We start from the raw sequence: 23,127 nt of genomic DNA on the forward strand, positions 1-23,127 counted from the left end.
CCGTTGGTCGTGATCGTCTGGCATCGGTACCGTGCGGTACATGCTGCTGGGGCGGGAGGCCGAGCTGTCGGTCGTCGACGGTCTGCTCGCGCGGGCCCGGGTGGGCATCAGCGGAGCCTTGGTGGTTCGCGGGGAGCCGGGCATCGGCAAGACGGCCCTGCTCGATCACGCCGCGGCGGGCGCCGCCGATCTCCGGGTGATCCGGGGCAACGGGGTGGAGTCGGAGGCGGAGCTGCCGTTCGCGGGACTGCACCTGCTGCTGCGGCCGGTGCTGGACCGGCTGGGCGCTCTTCCTCCCGTACAGGAGCGTGCGCTGCGCGGCGCGCTCGGGCTGGGGCCGGCCGAAGACGACGACCGCTTTCTGGCCGGCCTGGCGGTGCTGTCCCTGCTGTCGGAACTCGCCGGGGACGGCCCGTTGCTGTGCCTGGTGGACGACGCGCACTGGCTGGACCGGGCCTCCGCGGAGGCCTTGATCTTCGCGTGCCGCCGGCTGGACGCCGAGGGCGTGACCGTGATGTTCGCCGCGCGGGACGGGGAGGGCGCGTTCACCGCACCGGGGCTGACGGAGCTACGGCTGCACGGGCTGGAGGCGCCGGCCGCCGGGGCCCTGCTCGCCGAACACGGCAGGGAGCTGAGCCCGGACGTCCGCCGGCGGATCCTGGCGCAGGCCGCGGGTAATCCGCTCGCCCTGCTCGAACTGCCCGGGGCGCTGCGCGGGGGCGGTGTCCCGGGCGTCGCCGACATTGGCGCGCTGCCGCTGACCGAGCGCATGCGGGAGGCCTTCGCCGGCCAGGTCCGGCGGTTGCCGGCGGCGACCCAGACCCTGCTGCTGGTCGCCGCGGCAGAGGAGACCGGTGAACTCCACGTGCTCCTCACCGCGGGCCGGAGCTTCGGAGCGTCCCTGGACCACCTCGACGCGGCGCAGCGGGCCGGGCTGATCCGACTGGACGATCAGACCGTCGTGTTCCGTCACCCGCTGGTCCGGACGGCGGTGCTGCAGAGCTCCCCGCTCGGCCTCCGGCTCGCGGTCCACCGCGCGCTGGCCGCCGCCCTCGATGAGGAGGAGGACGCCGACCGCCGCGCCTGGCATCTGGCCGCCGGCACCACCGGCCATGACGAGTGGGTCGCGGCGGAGCTGGAGCGGACCGCGATACGGGCGGGTGAGCGCAGCGGGCATGCCGCCGCGGCCGCGGCTCACGAGCGTGCCGCCCGGCTGACCGCCGATCCCGCCGCGCGCTCGCGGCGGCTGACCCTGGCGGCTGAGGCCGCCGCCGAGTCCGGCCAGCTGCAGCGGTCCGGCGAGCTCGCCGAACGAGCCGCCCGGCATACCACCGACCCGGTGCTGCTGGCCAGGCTGACGCAGGTACGGGCGACCGCGTGGTTCCTGCGGGGTGCGGGCGGCACGGCGCATCGGCTGCTCCTGGACGGAGCCGAACTCGTGGCCGCCACCGATCCACGGCGTGCGGCGGTGATGCTCATCGAGGCGGTGCACGTCGGCTGGTACATCGGCGAGCGGGAGCTGGCCGAGGCCGTCGACCGCCTCGGCTCGCTGAGTCTTCCCGCGGAGGAGCGGCCTGCGCCGCTGGCCCGGCTGCTGAGCAGCGCCGTCTCGCCGATCGTCGGCCGGCAGGCCGGCGACAGTGCGCATCCCGACGAGGCGGTCGCCGCCGCGCGGCTGAGCAGCGCGGGCGCGCCGCATGACCTCGTCCTGATCTGCGGGCTCGGCCTGATCCTCGGCCAGGACGCCATGACACGCGAACTCGCGGCGGCGCTCGCGGCCGAGAGCCGGCTGCAGGGCCGTATCGGGCGGCTGCCGACCCAGCTGTTCTACCTCGCCTCCGCCCAGATGTACCTGGGACGGCACGGCGACGCCCGGGCCACTGCGGCCGAGGCCCTCACCATCGCCCGGGACACCGCCCAGCAGCAGTGGACCAGCCGGTTGAACGAAACGCTCGGCTACCTCGCGGCCGTCGCAGGGGACGAACAGGCCTGTCACCGGCTGACCGAAGAGGCTCTCAGAGACGCGTCCGTCCGGACCCCCACCTGGGGGGCGCCCTGGACGTACTGGGTGCTGGGCCTGCTCGACCTCGGCCTGGGCAGGGCAGAGAGCGCGCTGTCGCGACTGGAGATGCTCGCGCAGGGACGGCGGTCCTTTCACATCAACGCCACCCGCAGCACGCCCGATCTGGTGGAGGCGGCCGTACGCGCCGGCCGCCCCGAGGCCGCGCTCGAACCGTTCGCGCTCTACCAGCGCTGGGCACGCCATGCGGGACGGCCCTGGATCGACGCCACCGTGCACCGCTGCCGGGCGCTGCTGGCTCCCGACGGCGACGCCGAAGAGCACTACCTGGCCGCACGACGCCTGGTCGAACCGGAGAACCGCCCGTTCGACCAGGCCCGCACCGCTCTGCTGTACGGGGAGTGGCTGCGCCGCGGACGCCGCAGGTCGGAGGCCCGCACCCCGCTTCGTACCGCGCTGGAGACCTTCGAACGCCTCGGCGCCACCCCATGGGCCGACCGGGCCCGCACCGAACTCGGCGCCACCGGCACCACCACGCCCAGGCAGCGCGCGCCCGGCATCCTGGCCCGGCTCACCCCCCAGGAACTGCAGATCGTGCGGCTGGCCGCACAGGGCCTGTCCAATCGGGACATCGCCGCACAGCTCTTCCTCAGCCCCCGTACCGTCGGCCATCACCTCTACAAGGCCTATCCCAAACTGGGCATCGCCTCCCGAGGTGAACTCGGTGCCCTTGCCCTCGACGACCCGGCAGCGGGTCCCTGACACCACGCGACGACAACGAACGCCGCCGTACGTGACGTGACGTGACGACGGTTGAAGTCGTCGGCTTCTCCGTCGAGGGCGCGGCCTGGGACTTCGCCACCGGCCCACGAGCAGCACGCTGAACGCTCGCCGAGTTCCTGGCCGTACGCGCCGGTATCACCGACTCACCCCGAACATGAAGAGAGGACCCCATGCCCTACTGGTGCACATCGACGGTGCAACCCCCCGGCCGCGCCGTAACCGGGGGTATAGAGCCAGGTGCGGAGCGATGCGCGCCCGTCGAACCCGGCGAGACCTCGCCAGGCGGCCAACATGGTTTCCTGGAGGGCATCTTCGGCGTCCTGGAACGATCCGAGCATCCGGTAGCAGTGCACGTGTAGCTCGTGGCGGTGCGGCTCGGTCAGCGCTCGGAACGCCTCGCCGTCCCCCAGCCCGCGCCCTGCTGATCAGGTCGGCTCTCACCAACTCCACTCTGGCTTCAGGTTCGGCGGCTGGTTCGACGCCGCCATGGCGGAACGTGAAGCGTGGACCAAGATCCTTACCGCCGAGGCGCTGTTGCTGGGTCGACGGACCTACGAGTACTTCGTTGCGCGGGGATGGGTTTCCCGGAGTGGCGAGTGGGCGGACAGGTTGAGAAGCCTGCCCAAGTACGTCGTGTCCTCGACGCCTCTTTGGCGAGACCAGAGACCCATGCGCCTGCTTGGCACCCGCGCCGTCGGTGACGGCCTCGTCCTCCTCGCCTACCAGTCCGTTCGGGACGCCTAGCCGCGGTGTTCGGACTTGTTTGGGGTCTGATCAGGGAAAACGAATCCGGGCGGGTCACCGCCGAGGTCTCGCGGCGCTGTCCGGCGGCGCGATGGCGCTGTTCGTATTCGTCGGCTGGGAGTTGCGTGCCGACGCCCCGCTGATACCGATGCGTTTCTTCGCAACACGCGCCTTCTCCGCGGGCATACTGCCGCTGCCATGGCGCCGGTCGAGCACGGGCCTGTGTGGCTCCCCGTTGGGTTCGAGGAGTTGGTAGAAGGCTCTGGCGATCTTGCGTTCGATTCGCTACCGAACGCACATACCCGGTCCGTGTGGCCCGGGTGGAGAGCTTCTCGGCGAAGACGCGGGTGACGTCCGCGTCGGCGAGGGCGTCGAGCCGTGCGTCGAAGGACTGGCGGGCAGTGAAGGCGCGGGCGTACCCGATGCGGAGGTGGCCGACCGGTTCGGAGTGCGTGTTCGCCGGCCCGCGGCAGCCCGCTCCACGCCGAGCCGTACCTGCGTCGCTGCGCTGGTCCGCGACAGTCCACGGGGTAGAGGCCGAGGTTAAACGCCGAGATCGACAGGGTAGACCTGGGCATGTTCGGGGCGTTCTCGGCGACGCAGGACACGGGGGAACAATCGGGGGAACGTTGAAAGCATTCGTGATGAAGGAGATCGGACAAGTCGGCTTCATGGACAAGTCCGTCCCGCGGCCAGGTCCACTCGACGCCGTCGTACGGACGACCAGCGCCCTGATCTGCACGTCGGACTCCCACACCGTCAATGGCGGCATCGGGCCGCGAGAGAACCTCACGCTCGGCCACGAGGGCGTCGGCGTGGTGCACGAGGTGGGCGGCGAGGTGAAGGCCTTCCGGCCGGGCGACCGGGTCCTGGTGGGCGCCATCACCCCCGACTGGGGCGATCTCGCCTCCCAGAACGGGCACCCGTCGCAGTCCGGCGGACCGCTGGGCGGGTTCAAGTTCGCCAATTCCAAGGACGGGGTCTTCGCCGAGTATTTCCACGTGAATGAGGCCGACGCCAACCTGGCGAAGATCCCCGACGGGGTTCCCGACGAGATGGCGGTCTATTGCGCCGACATGCTCTCGACCGGGTTCATGGGCGCGGAGAACGGCAACATCCCCATCGGCGGGACGGTCGCCGTGCTCGCCCAAGGCCCGGTGGGCCTCATGGTTACCGCGGGCGCCAAGCTGCGCGGCGCCGGCCTGGTCGTCGGGGTCGAATCGGTGCCCAGCCGGCAAAAGCTCGCCCGCCTCTACGGCGCCGACGAGATCGTTGATTTCACCACCGAGGACGTCGTCCAGCGCATCCTCGACCTGACCCAGGGGCAGGGCGTGGACACCGCCATCGAAGCCCTCGGCGCGGACGTCACCTTCCAGACCGCCATCAAGATCACTAAGCCGGGGGGGACGGTGTCCAACACCGGCTACTACGGAGAAGGCGAGTTTGTGCGCATCCCCCGCCTCGAGTGGGGCGTCGGGATGGCCGACAAGACGATCACGACCGGCCTGTGCCCGGGCGGCCGGCTGCGCATGGAACGGCTGCTGCGCATGCTGGAGAGCAAGCGGCTCGATCCCACGCACATGACCACCCACACGTTCCGCTTTGACGAGATGGAGCGCGCCTTCGAGGTCTCGGACAAGAAACTCGACGACACGGTGAAAGTGCTGATCACCTTCCCGTGACGGGAGCTGATCATCGTCCAGTGATGGACGGCGGCGTCGCCGCCAGGAGCGTCACCTCCGCCGACGCACGTCAGCACGGAGAGAGGCCAGGCATGCTCGATCTCGATCCACCATTCCGCCCGGTGCACCGCCGGGAGGGTTACCTGGCGCTGGAGGACCTGGGCCTCATAGGCGACGGCACGACGGCGGCGCTGGTCGGTGTCGACGGTTCGATCCCGTGGCTGTGCCTGCCCCGCTTCGACAGCGACCCCCTGCTGTGCGGCCTGCTGGATCATGAGCACGGCGGCCACTTCACGCTAACCGTGGACGACCTGCGCGAGGCCCGGCAGTTCTACGAGCCGGACACCGCGGTGTTGGTGACCGAGCTGCGCGGCCCGACCGGCCTGGTCCGGATCACCGACGCGCTGGCCCTGCGTGCCGGCGCCGACCTCAGCGACGACGCGGACGGCGGCCGGGGCGAGCTAGTCCGGTCCGCGGTCGTGCGGGCCGGGACCGTGCGCCTGTGGGCGGAGCTTGAGCCGCACGGCGGCGGGCAGGCGCGGGCCCTTTACAGCGGTCTTGAGGTGCGCATCTCCCGGCGGCCCGACCTGCGGCTGCATCTGCGTTCCAACCGTCCGCTGACGGGCCTGCGCACCGCGCACGACCTTCAGGAGGGCGACCGCCTGGATCTGGTGCTGTCCTGGGGCCGCATCCACCGCCATCACCGGTTCGACCCCGAGGCGATGCTGCGGCAGACCACCGAGGCCTGGCAGCGCTGGATGCGCAAGTGCAGCTACCGCGGCCCGCAGGAAGCGCTGGTCCGGCGCTCGGTGATCACGTTGAAGCTGTGCGACGACTGGGGCAACGGCTCGCTGGTCGCGGCGCCCACGTCCTCCTTGCCCGCGCCGATCGGCGGGGTACGCAACTGGGACTACCGCTACACCTGGATCCGCGACGCCGCCTACGCCGTGTTCGCGTTGCGCCGCGTCGGCTTCGGGGAGGAGGCCGACGCCTTCCTCGGCTGGGTCCTGGACGCCTTCGAGCAGAGCCGCCATCCGCGCATCATGTACACCGTTCGCGGGGACCCTGTACCCCAGGAGATCCATGATGGGGGCCTGGAGGGCTACCGGCGCTCGGCGCCGGTGCGGTGGGGCAACGGCGCCGCCGACCAGCGCCAGCACGACGTCTACGGCGAGGTGCTGGATTGCGCCGACCAGTGGTTGCTCCCCGGCCGCGAGCCCCAGCCGGCGCTGTGGTCCGGTCTGGCGGAGCTGGCGGAGGCCGCCGCGCGCACGTGGCGGCAGCCGGATCAGGGTATCTGGGAGGTACGCAGCGAAGGCCGGGTCTTCACCTACTCGGCCGGGATGTGCCAGGTGGCCCTGGACCGGGCCGCGGCCATCGGCGAGCGGTTTGGCCTGTCCGGGCCGATCGCCACGTGGCGGGCCACCGCCGAGAAGCTGCGCCGGCTCATCCTGGAGCAGTCCTGGGACGAGGAGGCGCGGTGCCTGAGCGAGCATCTCGACGGCGGCGGTGGTCTGGACGCCAGCCTGCTCGCGCTGCCGCTGCGCAAGGTCGTCCCGGCCGACCATCCGCGGATGGCGGCCACCACCGCGGCCATCGCTGAACGCCTGTCGGCCGGTGACGGCCTGCTCTACCGGTATCTGCATAAGCGCTCGCCTGACGGCTTGCCCGGCGACGAGGGCGCTTTCCTGCTGTGCAGCTTCTGGCTGGTCGACAACCTGATCCTGCTGGGCCACCTGGAACGGGCCGAGGACCTCTACACGTCGCTGTGCGCCCGTGCCAGCCCGCTGGGGCTGATGCCCGAGCAGATCGACCCGTCCACGGGGGCGTTCATGGGCAACTTCCCGCAGGCGTTCAGCCACATCGGGATCATCGCCAGCGGCGTCAACCTGGCACGCGCGAAAGCAGGTACCACGGCATGATCAACCGGCTCCTCATCATCGGCGCCACCGGCGACCTCAACGCCCGCTACCTGCTGCCGGCCCTGGCCGCCCTGTTCGCGGCCGGACACCTCGACGACCGGTTCGAGCTGACGTGTGCCGACCGGCAGGACTGGACCGTCGAGGAGTTCCGCCGCTGGGTGTCCGATCAGCTCGACCGGCACGCCGCGGCGGAGCCTGGCGAGGCCAGGAAGGCGATCGCCGGCTGCGCCCGGTACCGGCGGGCGGACGCCACCGATGACGCTGGCCTCACCTCGCTCGTCGCCGGTGACGGACCAGTCGCCGTCTACCTCGCCCTTCCGCCAGCGGTCTTCCCCGGCGCGGTCGCCGCTCTGGGCGCCGCGGCCCTGCCGCCGGGCAGCCGGATCGTGCTGGAGAAGCCGTTCGGTGAAGACCTCGACAGCGCGGTGGAGCTGAACCGGCTGCTGACGGGGGTCGTGCCCGAGCAGGCGGTGTTCCGCGTCGATCACTTCCTGGCCATGACGACCGTCCAGAACGTGCTCGGCAGCCGGCTGGCCAACCGCGTCCTGGAGCCCATCTGGAACAGCGCGCACATCGCCGAGGTAGAGATCGTCTGGAACGAGACCCTTGCCCTGGAGGGCCGGGCGGGCTACTACGACGGCGCCGGGGCGCTCAAGGACATGGTGCAGAACCACCTGCTCCAGGTGCTGTGCCTGGTCGCTATGGAACCACCGCTCAGCCTCGGCGAGCGCGACCTGCGCGACCGGAAGATCGACGTACTGCGCTCGGTACGCCCGCTCACCGACGACGACGTCGTCCGCCGCACCCGCCGCGCACGCTACGCGACCGGCCGCGTCGGTGGCCGCGACGTCCCCGCCTACGCCGAGGAGGACGGTGTGGACGCGCGGCGCCGCACCGAGACCTTCGCTGACGTAGAGCTGGAACTCGAAAGCTGGCGCTGGTCCGGCACGACCTTCCGGCTCCGTACCGGCAAGGCGCTCGGCCATGACCGCAAAGAGGTCGCAGTACGCTTCCGGCCCGTACCGCACTTGCCCTTCGGTTTCGACGAGGAAGCCGCGCCCAACGTGCTGCGCTTCGGGCTGGAGCCGGAGAGCATGACTCTGGCACTGACCGGCATCGGCACTGGCACCCACACCCTCGCCCCGCTCACCCTCACCGCGCAGCCGGTGCCCCCCGAGCTGCCTGCCTACGGCCAGCTGCTGCTGGACGTGCTGCACGGGAACGCCGCCCTGTCCATCCGCGGTGACGAGGCTGAAGAGGCCTGGCGGGTCCTCGCACCGGTCATGTCGGCCTGGTCCAGGGACCTGGTGCCGCTTGGTGAATACCCGGCCGGATCGAACGGGCCTGCACCAGTGAGGGGCAGCTGATGCCGACGACGGAGCGCGCCACAGGGAACCTGCGCAGCCAGGCCTGGTGGGACAACGCGGGCAATCCGGAGATGACTGCTCTGTATCTTGAGCGCTTTCTCAACTTCGGGCTGACTCCCACGGAACTCCAGTCGGGCCGGCCGATCATCGGCATCGCCCAGACGGGTAGCGACCTGGTTCCCTGTAACCGACACCACCTCGCCCTGGCCGACCGGGTCAGGGACGGGATCCGCGACGGCGGTGGCATCCCGTTCGAGTTTCCCGTCCATCCGCTGCAGGAGACCGGTAAACGCCCGACTGCCGCGCTGGATCGCAACCTCGCCTATCTCGGGCTGGTCGAAGTGCTCTACGGATATCCGCTCGACGGAGTCGTTCTGACGACAGGCTGTGACAAGACCACACCCGCGTGTCTGACCGCGGCGGCGACGGTGAACATCCCGGCGATCGTCCTGTCCGGAGGGCCGATGCTCAACGGCTATCACCAGGGCGAGCGGATGGCCGCATCGGGCTCAGGGCTGGTGATCTGGCAGTCGCGGCGCCTGCTCGCCAGCGGTCAGATCGACTACGACGAATTCATGGCGCGGGTGGCCGCTTCCGCGCCCAGCATCGGTCACTGCAACACGATGGGCACTGCGCTGTCGATGAACAGTCTGGCCGAGGCCCTGGGGATGTCCCTGCCCGGCTGCGCGGCGATCCCGGCCCCCTATCGTGAGCGGGCCCAGATGGCCTATGACACAGGCCACCGAGCGGTGGCCATGGTGCGCGAGGACCTTACCCCACGCAAGATCATGACCTGGCAGGCTTTCGAGAACGCGATCGTTGTCGCATCGGCCATCGCCGCCTCGACCAATGTGCCCATCCACATCAACGCCATCGCGCGACACGTCGGGGTGCCGCTGTCCATCCAGGACTGGCAACGAGTTGGAGCCGACATCCCTGTGCTGGCGAATGTCGCCCCCGCCGGTGAGTTCCTCGGCGAGGACTTCTACCGCGCAGGTGGCGTCCCCGCCGTCATGCAGTCGTTGCTGACCGCAGGGCGCCTGCACGGCGACGCCGTGACCGTCTCCGGCCGTACCGTGGCCGAGAATCTGGCCGATCCCCTGCCCGTCGACCCGACGGTCATCCGTCCCTTCGATGAGCCTGTCGCCGCGCGCGGCGGACTTCTCATCATGACGGGCAACCTGTTCGACTCCGCGGTCATGAAGACCTCGGTGCTCACCGACCACCTCCGCGCGGTGTCCGACTATCGCGCCATCGTCTTCGACGGGCCCGAGGACTACCACGCCCGCATCGAAGATCCCGAACTGGGCCTGGACGAGGACTGCATCCTCGTCATCCGCTACACCGGGCCGATCGGCTATCCGGGATCGGCCGAGGTCGTGAACATGGAGGTCCCCGCCGCGCTGCTCCGGCTGGGCATCACCACGTTGCCCACGCTCGGTGACGGCCGCCAGAGCGGCACCTCGGACGCACCGTCCATTCTCAACGCCAGCCCTGAGGCCGCGGCCGGCGGCAATCTCGCCATCCTGCGCACCGGCGACCGGATCCGTATCGACATCGACAACGCGCGCGTCGACGTCCTCCTGCCAGATGAGGAGATCGCCGCGCGATGGGCTCGATACACACCGCCGACACTGGAGAACCAGACCCCGTGGCAGGAGATCTACCGCTCCACGGTCGGGCAGCTGGACAGCGGAGGCTGCTTGGAGCTCGCCGTGTCCTACCAGGACCTCGTACACACCAAGGGGATTCCCCGTGACTCGCACTGACGCCAGAGGCACCATCATGATCGCCGACTCCGACTTCGGTGATGTGGACATCGAACGCGCGATCGTCGAGGGCGCCGGATTCGCGCTCCTCGCCGCACAGTGCAAGAGCGAGAACGAGGTGATCGAAAAGGGCCGGGACGTCGATGGCGTGCTGACACAGTACGCTCGGGTCGGTTCCCGCGCCATCGACGCGTTCACGCGCTGCCGGGTGATCGCCCGTTACGGCACGGGAGTGGACATCGTCGACGTCGACGCCGCTACCCGGCGGGGCATCCAGGTCACGAACGCGCCGAACGAGTGGTGCGCCGAGGAGGTCGCCGATCACGCCGTCGCGCTCTGGCTCGCCGCCGCCCGCAAGATCTGCGCATACGACCAGGCGACCCGGCAGGGCGTATGGCAGTGGCAGAGCGGAGAGCCGATCTGGCGGCTGAGGGGACGGGTATTCGGGCTGCTGTCCTTCGGCTCCATCGCACAGCTCATCGCCGAACGCGCCAGAGCGTTCGGCGTCGAGGTCTGGGCGCACGACCCGTTCCTCGACGAGTCCGAGATCGAATCGCGGCAGGTGCGGCCGGTGTCCTTCGACCAACTCGTGGAAGGCGCCGACTACCTCGTGATCCAGGCGCCGCTCACCCCCGAGACACACCACACCTTCGACCGTACAACGCTCCGCAGGATGAAGCCGACTGCCATCCTCATCAACACCGCTCGCGGCCCGATCGTGGAGGACACGGCGATCTGCCAGGCACTGACCGAGGGATGGATCTCCGGCGCAGCACTGGACGACCTCGAGGAGGAGCCCGCTAAACAACGCGACTGGCACCCGCGCAACCCCCTCCTCACGCTGCCCAACGTGATCGTCACACCCCATGCCGCCTACTACTCCGAGCAGGCCATCACAACAGTGCGGCGCATCGCCGCCGAAGAGGCCGTGCGTGTCCTGACCGGGCAACCGGCGCGTTTCCCGGTCAACGACGTCACGGCCAGACCACGCCCGCAAGGGGCCAGTTCCCCCTCGAATCGGTCCTGATCATGCACGCGACGGACGTGATTCCCGACGCGGGAGAAGTCCGGGTCATCGAGCAGCCTGAGCCAGCCGCGGTGACCGGCAGCCCGGGGCTGCGGCAGGTGCTCGAGCAAGCGACGTTCCTGCACACGCAAAGCGTGCGCGTGCTCATCACCAGCCGCCGACCCATCAGCGATGCTCCCGCGCTGATCAAGGAGCATTGCTGCGTCGAACAGGTGGTCCAGCCGTCAGCCGCGAGCGTGCCATGAGCGGCGACCGCACCGGCGGGCGGGTGCGTCCGGAGGGCTCGGCGCTGGCTGCGATCGCCGAGACGAGAATATTGCCGGTACTTACGATCGAAGACATCTCGGCGGCCATGCCACTCGCCGAAGCACTGCGACTGGGCGGCGTTCGTGCCATCGAAGTGACGCTCCGCAGCCAAGCTGCCCTGCCGGCCATCCACACCACCGCTGACCGAGGCGACCTGCTCGTAGGCGCCGGCACCGTGCTCAACCCGGCCGACGTCGACGACGCGGTCGACGCCGGCGCGCAGTTCGCCGTGTCCCCCGGCTTCAGCCCAGCCGTGATCGAGCAATGCCGCACCAGGGGAATCGCGGTGATACCGGGCGTCGCAACGCCGACTGAAATCCTGACGGCCATGGAGGCCGGCATCGATGTGCTCAAGTTCTTTCCCGCACAGCAGCTAGGCGGACCGCCGAGCGTGAAAGCGTTGGCCGCGCCCTTCGCCTTCACCCGATTCATCCCGACCGGCGGTGTGGGACCAGCCAATCTCACCGATTATCTGTCGCTACCCGCCGTGCTCGCCGTCGGCGGCGCCTGGATGGCAGGTCGTGAGCTTCAATCACGTAAAGCCTGGACTGAGGTCACTCGTCTGGCGGCAGCCGCGATCGCGGCTGCCGCCGCCACAACACAGGCAGCAGGTACGCCATGACCACAACAATTCTCACCGTGCGCCCAGCGGACGAGTGCCGCTACGACCTCGTCGCCCTCGGTGAAGTGATGCTTCGCCTCGACCCCGGCGAGGGACGAATCCGAACCGCGAGGACGTTGCGGGTCTGGGAAGGCGGCGGAGAATACAACGTCGCTCGTGGCCTGCGTCGCTGCTTCGGAATGCGTACCGCGATCGTCACCGCGCTCGCCGACAATGAAGTGGGCAAGCTGCTGGAGGACCTGATCCTCACCGGCGGTGTGGACACCTCGCTGATCCAATGGGAACCCTTCGACGGAGTCGGCAGACTTACCCGCAACGGTCTGAACTTCACCGAACGAGGCTTCGGCGTCCGAGGCGCGCTCGGCGTCTCAGACCGCGGTCACACCGCGGCAAGCCAGATGCGTCCGCAGCAGATCGACTGGGACCACCTCTTCGGCGCCGTCGGTGCACGGTGGCTACACACCGGTGGAATCTACGCCGCGCTGTCAGAATCCACCGCACAGGTCGTCGAGACGGCAATGCTCGCGGCACGCCGACACGGAACGATCGTCTCCTATGACCTGAACTACCGACCCAGCCTTTGGGCGGCGACAGGCGGGAAATCCCACGCCCAGAAGGTCAACGGGCGGCTGGCGAAACTCGTCGACGTCATGATAGGCAACGAGGAAGACTTCACCGCCTGCCTCGGATTCGAGACACAACAGACCTCCGACGATCTCCGCGAGCTCGACCCCGCTCAGTTCCGTGCAATGGTCTCCGAAGTAGTCAACGCCTACCCGAACCTGCAAATCGTCGCGACCACATTGCGAGCCGTCCATACCGCCACCGTCAACGATTGGGGCGCCATCGCATGGGGCGGCGGCGCCTTCGCCGAGGCCACACCCCGTCCCGGGCTCGAGATACTGGACAGAGTGGGAGGCGGAGACAGCTTCGCCGCCGGTCTCGCCTACGGGCTGATGACGACGGGAGACCTGGCAGCCGCAATCGAATACGGCGCCGCCCACGGAGCGCTGGCCATGACCACACCCGGCGACACCTCAACGGCCACCCTCGGCGAGGTGTGCAGACTCATAGAGGGAGCATCACCACGCGTCCGTCGATAGGGCGGCTGCCGCCTAGTACATGTAGCAGGGGATCATCCTCGCGTGCGCGGGGAGCAGTTGACCCACGGGTAGAGGTGCGGGCCGGGGCAGGGACCATCCCGCGTGTGCGGGGAGCAGCCCAACGGCTCCGGCCGCGCCGCCGCGGTGCTGGGACCATCCTTGCGTGCGCGGGAAGCCGACCGTCACCGGCACGAAGGCCGGGAAGGTTTCGCACGCAGGGATGGTCTCCTTACTTCGCGGTCCAGAGTATGAGCCGCGGGACCCCTCGCCGAATCGCATTAGCAGCAGCGAGAGCCGGATCGTGGTGACGGGGCGACCATGGTCCTCGCAAAGTTTGGTCGCCCCGTCGTTGACTTGCTTCTACTACATGGTGGTACGCGTGGTTGTTATCGAGTGGTAGCTCGGCCTGCTCGGCGCGCCCTGCGACGGTAGAGCAATGCAAGAGGCGTGGCCACGGCTACGATTGCGAGCACCAGCCCCCCTGACGCTGTCAACGGCGGTCGAAATCTGGCTCTGGCACGAATTTCGTGAGGTTGGCCCTTCTCAGTCGGTGAGGAGGATGCGTTTGCGCAGGAGGTCGGGGTTGGCTCGGCCGTACATCTGTTCAGCGCCAGCCGAGGTCCGGCGCCACGTGCGTGAGGATGCTCTCCAGCAGGTGGGCGTTGTAGTCGACTCCGAGCTGGCTCGGGATGGTCAGCAGCAGGGTGTCTGCGGCCTGGATGGCCTCGTCTTTGGCGAGTTCCTCGACCAGTACGTCCGGCTCGGCGGCGTACGATCGTCCGAAGATCGCTCTGGTCGTCTCGTCGATCATGCCGATCTGGTCTTGTGAGTTGCGGTCGTGGCCGAAGTAGGCGCGGTCCAGGTCGGTCGTGAGGGCGAAGATGCTGCGGCTCACCGACACTCGTGGCTCCCGCCGGTGGCCGGCCTCCTTCCACGCCTCGTGGAACGCCTCGATCTGCTTGCGCTGCTGGACGTGCAGCGGCTCATTGGTCTCGTCGTCCTTGAGCGTGGAGCTTTGCAGGTTCATGCCGAGCTTCGCAGCCCACACGCTGGTCGCGTTCGACCCGGAGCCCCACCAGATGCGGTCGCGCAGGCCCTCGGAGTGCGGTTCGAGCCGCAGCAGCCCCGGCGGGTTGGCGAACATCGGCCGTGGGTTCGGCCGCGCGAAGCCTTTGCCCTCGATCACTTCGAGGAACGTTTCCGCATGCCGGCGGGCCATGTCGGCGTCTGTCTCGCCCTCGGCGGGGGCATGGCCGAAGTAGCGCCATCCGTCGATCACCTGCTCGGGGGAGCCGCGGCTGATGCCGAGCTGGAGCCTGCCGTCTGCGATGAGATCGGCCGCGCCGGCGTCCTCCGCCATGTACATCGGGTTCTCGTAGCGCATGTCGATCACGCCGGTGCCGATCTCGATTTGCGAAGTACGCGTGCCGATCGCGGCGAGCAGCGGGAACGGGCTGCCCGCCTGGCGGGCGAAGTGATGCACCCGGAAGTACGCCCCGTCCACGCCGAGCTCCTCGGCCGCGACCGCGAGGTCGATGGACTGGTGCAGGAAGTCACTGGCGGTCTGAGTCCGCGACTGCGGGCTCGGCGTCCAGTGCCCGAAGGAGAGGAAACCAATCTTTTTCACAGGAACTCCCAGCGCGCAGCGGCCACGTTTGATTCCGGCGCGTCGCGCCTGCGACCTTCGATGCGATCTTCACCTCGATGGTGTGCGGATCATCAACCCTGATGAGCCGACGTCCCCGGGGAGCCTGAACATGCAGGTCAATGATCGGAATCCTATTTTCGAGCGTCACACGTGCCCGGGGACGATCGCCGGCCTGGTACTCAAGACGGCGCGCGGACGGTGCGCGAGGCGCGAGACGCGCCTGTGACGGTGACTCGTGCGCGGTCGGGGTCGGTGGATCCTGTTTGCCTGCTCCAGAGGCCCTCTTTGCCAGCGATGGCGTAAACGTACCAAGAGGAGGGATTTGCGGAACGGAGGAGCGCCTGATGGACGAAGTGGACGCCGTCGTCATCGGTTCTGGAATCAACGGTCTCGTCGCCGCGGCCGAACTGGCCAAGGCTGGCTGGGCGGTCGCCCTGGTCGAACGTAACCAGGACGTCGGCGGCTTCATCGCGACCGAGGAACGCACCCTCCCCGGCTACCTGCACGACACCTACTCCTCGTGGCACCCGCTCTTCGTGTCGGGCGGGGCCTACGCGAGTCTCGGCGAACTGCTGCATCGGCACGGCTTGGAGTACCGCAACACCGACGACTGGGTCGCGGCCAGCGTGGCCGACGACGGCTCGGTCACGCTGGCTCACCGGGACCCCGTCCGGACGGCCGCCGAATTCGCGCACGAGGCTGACAAGGACGCCTACCTGGACTGCCTGAACCGGCTCGGCCAGGCCATGGGGCCGATTGGCGGGCTGCTCAGCGCTGAACTCCGTTCCCCCGCTCTGTTGCGGCATGCGGCGGGCCTCATACGGTCAGGCGGCCGTACCGGGCTGGAGGGGTGGCTGCGCTCGGTGACCGCCAGCGGCCGGGGGTGGGCCCGCGAGCGGTTCCGCGGAGATGCGGTGGACCACCTGTATTCCCCGTGGCTGCTGCACGCCGGGCTGTCCCCCGACCACGCCTCAGGTGGCTTCATGGCCCCTCTTCGCTGCGACCTTGCACGGGTTCGGGCTGCCGGTGGTCGCCGGAGGCGCCGGGCGGTTCCTCAACGCCTTCCGGTCGCTGTTCGACTCCCTCGCCGTCCAGGTCGAGACAGGCACCACGGTCGAGCGCGTGATCGTCAGCGGCGGTCGTGCCGCGGGGGTGACGGCCGGCGACCGCGTCATCCGTGCCCGGCGTGCCGTACTCGCCTCCGCGACCCGACCGCCCTCTATGGCGGTCTTCTCCCTGAAGGATCGGTCGACTCCAGGTTCCGCGAGGAGGCGACACGCTTCCGGTACGGCCGGGCGGCGATGCAGATCCACGTCGCGCTGTCCGAGCCGATCGGCTGGCGGGACGAGCGCCTCAGCCGGGTACCGCTCATCCACCTGGCCGACGGCTCGGGCAGCATCGGCATCGCGTGCGCGGAGGCCGAGGCGGGCCTGCTGCCCAGGCGGCCCACGGTGGTCGTCGGCCGGCAGTACCTCCTCGACCCGGGCCGAGTGCCCGAAGGCACCGCAGCCCTCTGGCTGCAACTTCAGGAGGTGCCCTTCGCGCCCCGCGGGGACGCGGCCGGCGAGCTGGACACCTCCCGGGGCTGGACCCCTGAGCTGGCCAGGGGCTACGCCGACCGGGTCCTCGACCGCATCGCTCAGCATGCTCCAGACCTGCGCGACAAGGTCCTCGCCCTGGACGTCATCACACCCGTCCAACTCACCGCTCACAACCCCAACGCGGTCAACGGCGATCCGTACGGTGGCGCAGGCGATCTCGACCAGAGCTACCTGTGGCGCCCCCTGCCCTCTTCAGGACGGCACGCGACCGATGTCAGCGGGCTCTGGCACATCGGGGCCTCCACCCATCCCGGAGCCGGCCTGGGCGGCAGCTCGGGCCACATGGTCGCCACGGCCCTCACCAAACCACGCCGGTTCCTCGCGCGCGCCCGCTGAGCCGAGCACGGGTGGCGGTGATGGTTGAAGGCCTCAAGATCGAGACGCTCACCGACACCGCCGGGGTATTTATGGACCGGCCGACGCCCGTTGGTCTGTTCCGTTCCCTCGGCGTCCTCGGCTACAAGGAGCCTGGCGCGGCCTGACCAGCCTGGTCCCACGTCACGAGCAGTGGCGACGGGCCTCGGACGCCGACACCGGTCTTCCACGCGGTCGGGAAGCCATTGGCCAGGTGCAGCGTGGGAAACCTTCGGAGGAGGGCGGTGATGGCCTCCTCGACCTCGGCCTGGGCCAGGATCACCCCGATGCAGTGGTGCGGACCGTACCCGAACGACAAGTGGCGGTTCGGCGTGCGGTCGAGGTCGACCCGGTAGGGGTCAGGGAATTCGACGTGATCACGGTTGGCTGCCGCGTGGCTCGCGATTACCCAGTCGCCGGCAGGTATGCGCTGGCCGCTGATCACCACGTTCCGCATGACCCGCCGTGGACCGTTGTCTGCCGCGTCCACGGGGCATGCGCGCAGGAGCTCCCAGACCGCGCCGGGGATCTTTTCGGGATGGGCGACGAGATACTGGTAGGCGGTGTGCTGCCCGCCGTACGGGTTGGTGAGCAGCCACAGCGTGATGAGTGAAACTGCGCTGGCCGTGGTCTCCCATCCGGCCAGGATGAGTGCGATCGGCAGGTTCACGACCTTCGCGGCGGCCATGTCCGTCGGCGCCCGCGCTGCGAGCGTTGAGATCAGGTCGCCCGCGGGGTCGTTACGCCGCTGCTCGATGAGGTCACCCAGGTAGGTCGACATCTCTCGGTGGGCGGCGGCCGCCGCTTCCCGGCTCGCGTGCCCGAGAAAGGCGTCCCCCCACGCCCTGAACTGGCCCAGGTCCTTGGCTGGTACGCCTAGGATCCGCCCGATCGTTCGTAGGGCCAGGGACAGGCCGAGCTGCTCGAACAGGTCGGCCGGCTGGGGACCGGCTTCCATCTCGTCCAGCAGGTCCTCGACGACCTGAACGATGGTCGGCCGGTACGTGGCCACCGCCGGTCGGGTGAAGGCGTCGGCCACCAGCGCACGCACTTCACGGTGCGCGTCGCCGTCCAGGCCCAGGAGTGTGTCCCTGAGTTCCGGGTGCAGACTCATCGCGGCTTCGAGGCTGAACGCGGTCTGGTCGCGCAGAACTCGCTGGACGTCCCGGTATCGGGTGACCAGCCATACCCGTTCGCCCTCGCCTACTTGTCCGCTGGCGAGGGTTACCTCGGCTACTCCGCCGTTCTTCCCCCGGACCTCGTCGTAGAGCGGGTGGAGGGCAAGGCGCGGTGCTGTGTCGATCGGATGGACGTAGGGGCAATCGGCTGAAGACGGAGAATTGGACGTCTGGTCAGTTGCCACGCCTCGCTCGTTTCTACGTGGCTTCCCTGCTGCAAGCGCAGGATAAGCACGCCTCAGGCGGACTGGCAACGATCCCCGGAACGCAGTGGGACCCGGGAGTGTGTCCCGGGACCCACCAAACAGACCACGTCCTACCGGCTGGGCTCAGGCGCCTTCGCCGGCCAGGGCCAGTCGGCGGACCGCCGTGCGTCGCTCCTGGAGTACGCGAAGCTGCGCGGCCTCCCGGACACCGTCATGCACGCCGGGGCGGGCGGCACCTGGTACGACGGCATCCACGAAATCTGGGCGTGCGACTTCCGGATCCTGGTGTGCCAGGTGGAGACCGAATACTGGCCCCACCCGGGCGTACCGCGCCCGGAAGAAGCCCGTGGGCTCGCTGGCTGGTGGTCGGCCATGGCGGATCTCTCCGCAGCCTGATTGTCAGGCCCCGCCGATAGAATTCCGGCCAACGCTCCCCGCTCCGCCCGAAAGAGGCACTCATCAGCGCGCTCGAAGAGGTCACCCGTGTCTTCGCGGCCTGGCAGGTCGGCGACGACATCACCCAGCCCGAGTGCGAAGTCATCCGGGGCATCTTGATGGCCACCGCGCATGAGCTCGTGCTGCGGGTCCCTCCGGGGGAGGCGAGACGACACGCGCTGGAGCATCTCGGCGAGGTGCTCAGGTGGTCCCAGAAAGGGATCGAGCTGTCAAAGGCAGCGTGAAGGGTAACCGTGCGGGTTGGTGCTTTGCGGAGTTATGTGGGCTTTCTTGGTGCCGTCATAACGTGCGGTTCGCCGGAGCCGACCCCGCGAGGTAGCCGCGCGGAACACTGAGCCCAGTGTTGGCAGACAAAGTGTTGGCAGACAAAGTGTTGGCAGTCCTGCCGAGAGCGGGGCAGGAGTCGGCGAAGGACGCCGAGCTGGCCCGGTTACGTAAGGAGGTGGCCGAGCTCAGGTTGGAGCGGGAGGTCCTGCGGAAGGCTGCGGCGTATTTCGCTCGGGAGAGACTGGGGTGAGCCGCTTTCACTTCGTCGAGATCCATTACCGCGCCTTTGGCGTGGCGCGGCTGTGCCAGATCATGAACATCTCACGTTCGGGGTTCTACCGGTGGCGCCGGGCCGTACCCGCTCGGGCTGCCAGGCAGGTCGAGGGATCCGTACCGTCCACGCCGAGTCCGGGCGGGCTTACGGGGTCGCCGCGAGTGCACGCCGAGCTACGCGAGGCCGGCGCCCTGATCAACCGCAAACAGGTGGAGCACGTCATGCGCGTCGATGGCCGACCACATGCGCGCCGACCTGGTCATCGACGCACTGCACGCGGCCGTACGGTCCCGGGGCCAGAACGTCACCGGGGTGATCTTCCACACCGATCGCGGCTCTCAGGGCGGACTCAATCGGTCGTCGCAACACCTTGATCATGGAGGTGTGCGATGGGCGGGAACACGAAGCTGGAGCGGGTTCCTGAAGGGGCGCGGAGGCAGTGGGCGGCGGACCGGGCGCTGCGGCCGCCGATGCGTTCGCCGGGTCGGCCTGAGCCCTCGCGTGCTGTGCAGCGGGAGTTCTGGCATCTGATCGCGACGGGGATCACAACGGTCGAGGCCGCGCTTGAAGTTGGCGTGTCGTGGCCGGTTGGGGGGCGGTGGTTTCGCCACGCTGGCGGCATGCCGCCGATCAGTCTGGACGAGCCCTCGGGTCGCTATCTGTCATTCGCCGAGCGCGAGGAGATCTCGCTGCTGCGGGCTCAGGGCAAGGGCGTGCGGGAGATCGGCCGCAGCGTTGGACGCGATGCGGGGACGATCTCGCGTGAGCTGCGCCGCAACGCGGCGACACGGGGCGGTAAGCAGGAGTACCGGGCCACGGTGGCGCAGTGGAAGGCGCAGCAGGGGGCCAAGCGCCCGAAGACGGCCAAGCTGGTGTCGAATCCGCGGCTGCGCGAGTACGTGCAGGAGCGCCTGAGCGGGAGCATCCGCAGACCCGATGGCACGATCGTCGCTGGGCCCGCGCCGCCTGTGTGGAAGGGGCTGAACAAGCCGCACCGGCAGGACCGGCGGTGGGCGACGGCCTGGAGCCCGGAGCAGATCGCCCATCGGCTGAGGATCGACTTCGCCGATGATGAGTCCATGCGCATCAGCCACGAGGCGATCTATCAGGCCCTGTTCATCGAGGGCCGTGGCGCGCTCAAGCGGGAGCTGGTCGCCTGCCTGCGCACGGGACGTGCGTTGCGTGAGCCGCGCGCGAGGTCCCGGAACAAGCCGCAGGGCCATGTCACCGCGGATGTGGTCATTGGCCGGCGGCCTGCCGAAGCCGACGACCGCGCCGTTCCTGGGCACTGGGAGGGAGACCTGATCATCGGCACCGGCCGGTCGGCGATCGGCACGGTCGTGGAGCGCGCCAGCCGCTCCACGCTGCTGGTGCACCTGCCACGGCTGGACGGGTGGGGCGAGACACCGCCGGTGAAGAACGGCCCCGCGCTCGGCGGTTACGGCGCGATCGCGATGAACGCCGCCCTGACGGCGTCGATGACCCAACTGCCCGAGCAGCTACGCAAAACCCTCACCTGGGACCGGGGCAAGGAACTGTCGGCCCACGCCCAGTTCGCGCTCGAGACCGGCACAAAGGTGTTCTTCGCCGACCCGCACTCCCCGTGGCAGCGGCCCACGAACGAGAACACGAACGGACTGCTGCGTCAGTACTTCCCCAAGGGCACCGACCTGTCGAGGTGGACCGCCGACGACCTCGAAGCCGTCGCCCTGGCGCTCAACAACCGACCCCGCAAGATCCTCGGCTGGCGCACCCCCGCCGAGGTGTTCCAGGAGCAGCTACGCTCGACCCAACAAGCCGGTGTTGCAACGACAGGTTGAACTCGCCCAGTACAGCTCGACCGCGTTCGCCCAGGCATGTGCGGCGGCCGGGGTGCGCCGGTCGATGGGAGCGGTCGGATCGAGCGCGGACAACGCGCTGGCTGAGTCGTTCTTCGCCAGCCTCCCACCATCGGCCAGGCGCGCTTGGCCGTGTTCGGCTGGCTGACCTTCTACAACACCCGACGACGGCATTCGGCCCTCGGCTACCTCAGCCCTGTCGACTACGAAACGAGATCGACCACTACGCTGCCAACCGCCGCATAACAACCGGTGTCCACAATCAAGGGGGAAGCCCCAGCGGTACCCGGGACGTGCGTTGCCGGTCAGGCGAACTGGCCGGGTTGGTAGTCGCCGCCGGCCATGCGGGTGATGACGCCCATGCGGTTGCTGGCGTTGATGAGGGAGATGATGAGGACCAGGGCGGTGAGCTGTTCCTCGTTGTAGTGCTGGGCCGCGTTGGCCCACGCCTGGTCGGTGACGCCTCCGGCCGCGTCGGCGATGCGGGTGCCCTGCTCGGTCAGCTCCAGGGCGGCGCGTTCGGCCTCGGTGAAGACCGTGGTCTCTCGCCAGGTCGCGACGAGGTTGACGCGGGTGGTGCTTTCCCCGGCGTGGGCGAGGTCCTTGCTGTGGGCGTCCGTGCAGAAGCCGCAGCCGTTGATCTGGCTGGCGCGGAGCATCACCAGGTCCTGGGTCGCGGTCGGCAGCGTCGAGTCGTTCATGAGCGCCCGGCTCGCCGAGGCGAAGTACTTCAGGGGCTTGGCTGCGAGCGGGATGCCGGAGAGGTTCAGGCGTGCTTGCATGGTGCGTTCCTCACGTTGTTGTCGGATATGACCCGAAGACGAGACAGCCCGGTGAGACGTGAGCAAGGCAGATGTGACGTGCGTCTCCCGTCTCCCGTCTCCGGTCTCACGAACGGCCGGGCTGTCTCGTCTCGGGAAGCGGAGACGGCTCTGATCGGGGAGTGTGTGGCATGAGACGGGTTGAGGAGTTCGAGGAGCTGCGGCCGCTGCTGTTCTCGATCGCGTACCGGATGCTGGGGAGTGTGGGTGAGGCCGAGGACGCGGTCCAGGAGACCTGGTTGCGCTGGGAGGCCTCGCCGGCCGAGCCCAGGTCGGCCAAGGCGTTCCTGTCGGCCACGGTGAGCCGGATCGCGATCGACGTGCTGCGCTCGGCCCGGGTCCGGCGCGAGGCGTACGTGGGGCCGTGGTTCCCCGAGCCGCTGCTGGCCGACCCCTACCAGGACCCCGCGCGGGCGGTGGAGCTGGCCGACTCGGTGTCGATGGCTGCGCTGCTGCTGCTGGAACGGCTCAGCCCGCTTGAACGCGCCGTCTTCGTCCTGCGGGAGGTGTTCGGGTTCAGCTTCCGCGAGATCTCTTCAGCGGTCGAGAGATCTGAGGCCGCGTGCCGCCAGCTGGCGATGCAGGCCCGCCGCCACATGGACGCGGGCCGGCCTCGCTTCGAGGCCGACCGCAGCGAGCGCGACCAGCTCGCAGAACGCTTCTTCGACGCCTTCAGGGGAGGCGACATCGAGGCCCTGCGGGAGCTGCTGGCCGCCGACGTTCAGATGGTCGGCGACGGCGGTGGCAAGGCCCCGCAGCTGGCCACCCAGTTCATCGGCGTGGAGAACGTGGCCCGGGTCCTCGCCGCACTCGTCCCCACATTTGTCCGGATCGGCGGCCTCGTGGAGCCGCACGAGGTGAACGGCCAGCCCGGCGCGATCCTCCGCGACCGCGACGGCAAGGTCGTCAACGCCCTGGTGCTCGACATCCTCGACGGCCAGATCCACACGATCCGCACCATCGCCAACCCGGACAAACTCGGCCACGTCGGCCCGGTCGCGGACGCCTGGGCCCTCGCCCGCGAGGCGGACCAGGCACGCCGACCGGCGGACTGACCGCAAGCACACCGCGCCGGACCTGCCCGATCGGCGTGCGACGAAGGGCCGGCAGCGAGGCCGCCTACGGCCCGTTCAGACATC

Annotated in this window: 18 protein-coding genes and 1 pseudogene; 15 read left to right on the forward strand and 4 right to left on the reverse strand. The window is 69.2% G+C overall.

From position 1 onward, the window contains the following. Nucleotides 1–40 precede the first annotated feature (40 nt). Nucleotides 41–2,782 carry an ATP-binding protein gene (locus ACRYCC_RS30800; RefSeq protein WP_433817249.1) on the forward strand — a complete coding sequence of 914 codons (2,742 nt, stop codon included), beginning with the start codon at nt 41–43 and terminating at the stop codon, nt 2,780–2,782. Nucleotides 2,783–2,946: 164 nt separating this feature from the next. Here ACRYCC_RS30800 and ACRYCC_RS30805 read toward each other — a convergent pair whose 3' ends face one another. Beyond that, a complete protein-coding gene (locus ACRYCC_RS30805) occupies nt 2,947–3,213 on the reverse strand; it encodes a sigma factor (protein ID WP_433817576.1) in 267 nt (88 codons plus the stop codon). Between the two features lie 978 nt (nt 3,214–4,191). On the opposite strand from ACRYCC_RS30805, the gene ACRYCC_RS30810 reads away from it, so the two are divergent. From ACRYCC_RS30810 to ACRYCC_RS30845, 8 genes are read left to right on the forward strand one after another with little or no spacing between them, the layout of a single operon-like run. Then, nucleotides 4,192–5,229: a zinc-binding dehydrogenase gene (locus ACRYCC_RS30810; RefSeq protein ID WP_433817250.1), complete on the forward strand. Its 1,038-nt coding sequence runs from the start codon at nt 4,192–4,194 to the stop codon at nt 5,227–5,229. Between the two features lie 23 nt (nt 5,230–5,252). Then, on the forward strand, nt 5,253–7,151 hold the full coding sequence (locus tag ACRYCC_RS30815; RefSeq protein WP_433817251.1) for a glycoside hydrolase family 15 protein: 1,899 nt from the start codon (nt 5,253–5,255) through the stop codon (nt 7,149–7,151). Further along, nucleotides 7,148–8,518 (forward strand): glucose-6-phosphate dehydrogenase, encoded by a 1,371-nt coding sequence (locus tag ACRYCC_RS30820; RefSeq protein WP_433817252.1) that lies wholly within the window; start codon nt 7,148–7,150, stop codon nt 8,516–8,518. The genes ACRYCC_RS30815 and ACRYCC_RS30820 overlap by 4 nt, the downstream gene beginning before the upstream one ends. Beyond that, nucleotides 8,518–10,287 carry an IlvD/Edd family dehydratase gene (locus ACRYCC_RS30825; protein WP_433817253.1) on the forward strand — a complete coding sequence of 590 codons (1,770 nt, stop codon included), beginning with the start codon at nt 8,518–8,520 and terminating at the stop codon, nt 10,285–10,287. Before ACRYCC_RS30820 ends, ACRYCC_RS30825 begins: the two co-directional genes overlap by 1 nt. Beyond that, nucleotides 10,274–11,314 carry a C-terminal binding protein gene (locus tag ACRYCC_RS30830; RefSeq protein ID WP_433817254.1) on the forward strand — a complete coding sequence of 347 codons (1,041 nt, stop codon included), beginning with the start codon at nt 10,274–10,276 and terminating at the stop codon, nt 11,312–11,314. Before ACRYCC_RS30825 ends, ACRYCC_RS30830 begins: the two co-directional genes overlap by 14 nt. A 2-nt stretch (nt 11,315–11,316) precedes the next feature. Further along, nucleotides 11,317–11,559: a hypothetical protein gene (locus ACRYCC_RS30835; protein ID WP_433817255.1), complete on the forward strand. Its 243-nt coding sequence runs from the start codon at nt 11,317–11,319 to the stop codon at nt 11,557–11,559. Beyond that, nucleotides 11,556–12,242, forward strand: a complete 687-nt coding sequence (locus ACRYCC_RS30840) for a bifunctional 4-hydroxy-2-oxoglutarate aldolase/2-dehydro-3-deoxy-phosphogluconate aldolase (RefSeq protein WP_433817256.1) — start codon at nt 11,556–11,558, stop codon at nt 12,240–12,242. The genes ACRYCC_RS30835 and ACRYCC_RS30840 overlap by 4 nt, the downstream gene beginning before the upstream one ends. Next, on the forward strand, nt 12,239–13,345 hold the full coding sequence (locus tag ACRYCC_RS30845) for a sugar kinase (protein WP_433817257.1): 1,107 nt from the start codon (nt 12,239–12,241) through the stop codon (nt 13,343–13,345). Before ACRYCC_RS30840 ends, ACRYCC_RS30845 begins: the two co-directional genes overlap by 4 nt. 604 nt (nt 13,346–13,949) lie before the next feature. Here ACRYCC_RS30845 and ACRYCC_RS30850 read toward each other — a convergent pair. Next, nucleotides 13,950–14,972, reverse strand: coding sequence for an LLM class flavin-dependent oxidoreductase (locus tag ACRYCC_RS30850; RefSeq protein WP_433817258.1), 1,023 nt, complete (start codon nt 14,970–14,972; stop codon nt 13,950–13,952). A 365-nt stretch (nt 14,973–15,337) separates the two neighbouring features. Between ACRYCC_RS30850 and ACRYCC_RS30855 the strand changes: the two genes are divergently transcribed. Together ACRYCC_RS30855 and ACRYCC_RS30860 are read left to right on the forward strand one after the other, a co-directional pair. Then, nucleotides 15,338–16,930, forward strand: a complete 1,593-nt coding sequence (locus ACRYCC_RS30855; protein WP_433817259.1) for a phytoene desaturase family protein — start codon at nt 15,338–15,340, stop codon at nt 16,928–16,930. A 20-nt stretch (nt 16,931–16,950) separates the two neighbouring features. Next, nucleotides 16,951–17,076, forward strand: coding sequence for a hypothetical protein (locus tag ACRYCC_RS30860; RefSeq protein WP_433817260.1), 126 nt, complete (start codon nt 16,951–16,953; stop codon nt 17,074–17,076). Here ACRYCC_RS30860 and ACRYCC_RS30865 read toward each other — a convergent pair. Next, nucleotides 17,052–18,311 (reverse strand): cytochrome P450, encoded by a 1,260-nt coding sequence (locus ACRYCC_RS30865; protein WP_433817261.1) that lies wholly within the window; start codon nt 18,309–18,311, stop codon nt 17,052–17,054. The two genes, ACRYCC_RS30860 and ACRYCC_RS30865, sit on opposite strands and share 25 nt — an antisense overlap. Nucleotides 18,312–18,545: 234 nt before the next feature. Here ACRYCC_RS30865 and ACRYCC_RS30870 point away from each other — a divergent pair, with 234 nt between their 5' ends. The 3 genes and pseudogenes from ACRYCC_RS30870 to ACRYCC_RS30880 all read left to right on the forward strand — a co-directional run. Further along, nucleotides 18,546–18,728, forward strand: coding sequence for a hypothetical protein (locus tag ACRYCC_RS30870; protein ID WP_433817262.1), 183 nt, complete (start codon nt 18,546–18,548; stop codon nt 18,726–18,728). A 1,071-nt stretch (nt 18,729–19,799) separates the two neighbouring features. Beyond that, nucleotides 19,800–21,149 (forward strand): IS30 family transposase, encoded by a 1,350-nt coding sequence (locus ACRYCC_RS30875; RefSeq protein WP_433817577.1) that lies wholly within the window; start codon nt 19,800–19,802, stop codon nt 21,147–21,149. A 10-nt stretch (nt 21,150–21,159) separates the two neighbouring features. Beyond that, nucleotides 21,160–21,413, forward strand: a pseudogene (locus ACRYCC_RS30880) (integrase core domain-containing protein); the annotation flags it as partial. Between the two features lie 59 nt (nt 21,414–21,472). On the opposite strand, the gene ACRYCC_RS30885 reads toward ACRYCC_RS30880, so the two are convergent. After that, nucleotides 21,473–21,949: a carboxymuconolactone decarboxylase family protein gene (locus ACRYCC_RS30885; RefSeq protein WP_433817263.1), complete on the reverse strand. Its 477-nt coding sequence runs from the start codon at nt 21,947–21,949 to the stop codon at nt 21,473–21,475. A gap of 170 nt (nt 21,950–22,119) precedes the next feature. On the opposite strand from ACRYCC_RS30885, the gene ACRYCC_RS30890 reads away from it, so the two are divergent. Continuing rightward, a complete protein-coding gene (locus ACRYCC_RS30890; protein ID WP_433817264.1) occupies nt 22,120–23,043 on the forward strand; it encodes an RNA polymerase sigma-70 factor in 924 nt (307 codons plus the stop codon). The last annotated feature ends 84 nt before the right edge of the window (nt 23,044–23,127 follow it).

The organism is Actinomadura scrupuli (genome assembly GCF_050971785.1).
In the GTDB taxonomy this organism is placed as follows: domain Bacteria; phylum Actinomycetota; class Actinomycetes; order Streptosporangiales; family Streptosporangiaceae; genus Actinomadura_E; species Actinomadura_E scrupuli.

Bases quoted from the DNA above. Each gene is read 5' to 3' on its own strand.
- ACRYCC_RS30815 (WP_433817251.1), top strand. From the start codon at position 5,253: ATGGACGGCGGCGTCGCCGCCAGGAGCGTCACCTCCGCCGACGCACGT.
- ACRYCC_RS30810 (WP_433817250.1), top strand. From the start codon at position 4,192: ATGAAGGAGATCGGACAAGTCGGCTTCATGGACAAGTCCGTCCCGCGG.
- ACRYCC_RS30845 (WP_433817257.1), top strand. From the start codon at position 12,239: ATGACCACAACAATTCTCACCGTGCGCCCAGCGGACGAGTGCCGCTAC.
- ACRYCC_RS30890 (WP_433817264.1), top strand. From the start codon at position 22,120: ATGAGACGGGTTGAGGAGTTCGAGGAGCTGCGGCCGCTGCTGTTCTCG.
- ACRYCC_RS30800 (WP_433817249.1), top strand. From the start codon at position 41: ATGCTGCTGGGGCGGGAGGCCGAGCTGTCGGTCGTCGACGGTCTGCTC.
- ACRYCC_RS30885 (WP_433817263.1), bottom strand. From the start codon at position 21,949: ATGCAAGCACGCCTGAACCTCTCCGGCATCCCGCTCGCAGCCAAGCCC.
- ACRYCC_RS30825 (WP_433817253.1), top strand. From the start codon at position 8,518: ATGCCGACGACGGAGCGCGCCACAGGGAACCTGCGCAGCCAGGCCTGG.
- ACRYCC_RS30820 (WP_433817252.1), top strand. From the start codon at position 7,148: ATGATCAACCGGCTCCTCATCATCGGCGCCACCGGCGACCTCAACGCC.
- ACRYCC_RS30870 (WP_433817262.1), top strand. From the start codon at position 18,546: ATGCACGCCGGGGCGGGCGGCACCTGGTACGACGGCATCCACGAAATC.
- ACRYCC_RS30840 (WP_433817256.1), top strand. From the start codon at position 11,556: ATGAGCGGCGACCGCACCGGCGGGCGGGTGCGTCCGGAGGGCTCGGCG.
- ACRYCC_RS30860 (WP_433817260.1), top strand. From the start codon at position 16,951: ATGGTTGAAGGCCTCAAGATCGAGACGCTCACCGACACCGCCGGGGTA.
- ACRYCC_RS30835 (WP_433817255.1), top strand. From the start codon at position 11,317: ATGCACGCGACGGACGTGATTCCCGACGCGGGAGAAGTCCGGGTCATC.
- ACRYCC_RS30855 (WP_433817259.1), top strand. From the start codon at position 15,338: ATGGACGAAGTGGACGCCGTCGTCATCGGTTCTGGAATCAACGGTCTC.
- ACRYCC_RS30875 (WP_433817577.1), top strand. From the start codon at position 19,800: ATGCGTTCGCCGGGTCGGCCTGAGCCCTCGCGTGCTGTGCAGCGGGAG.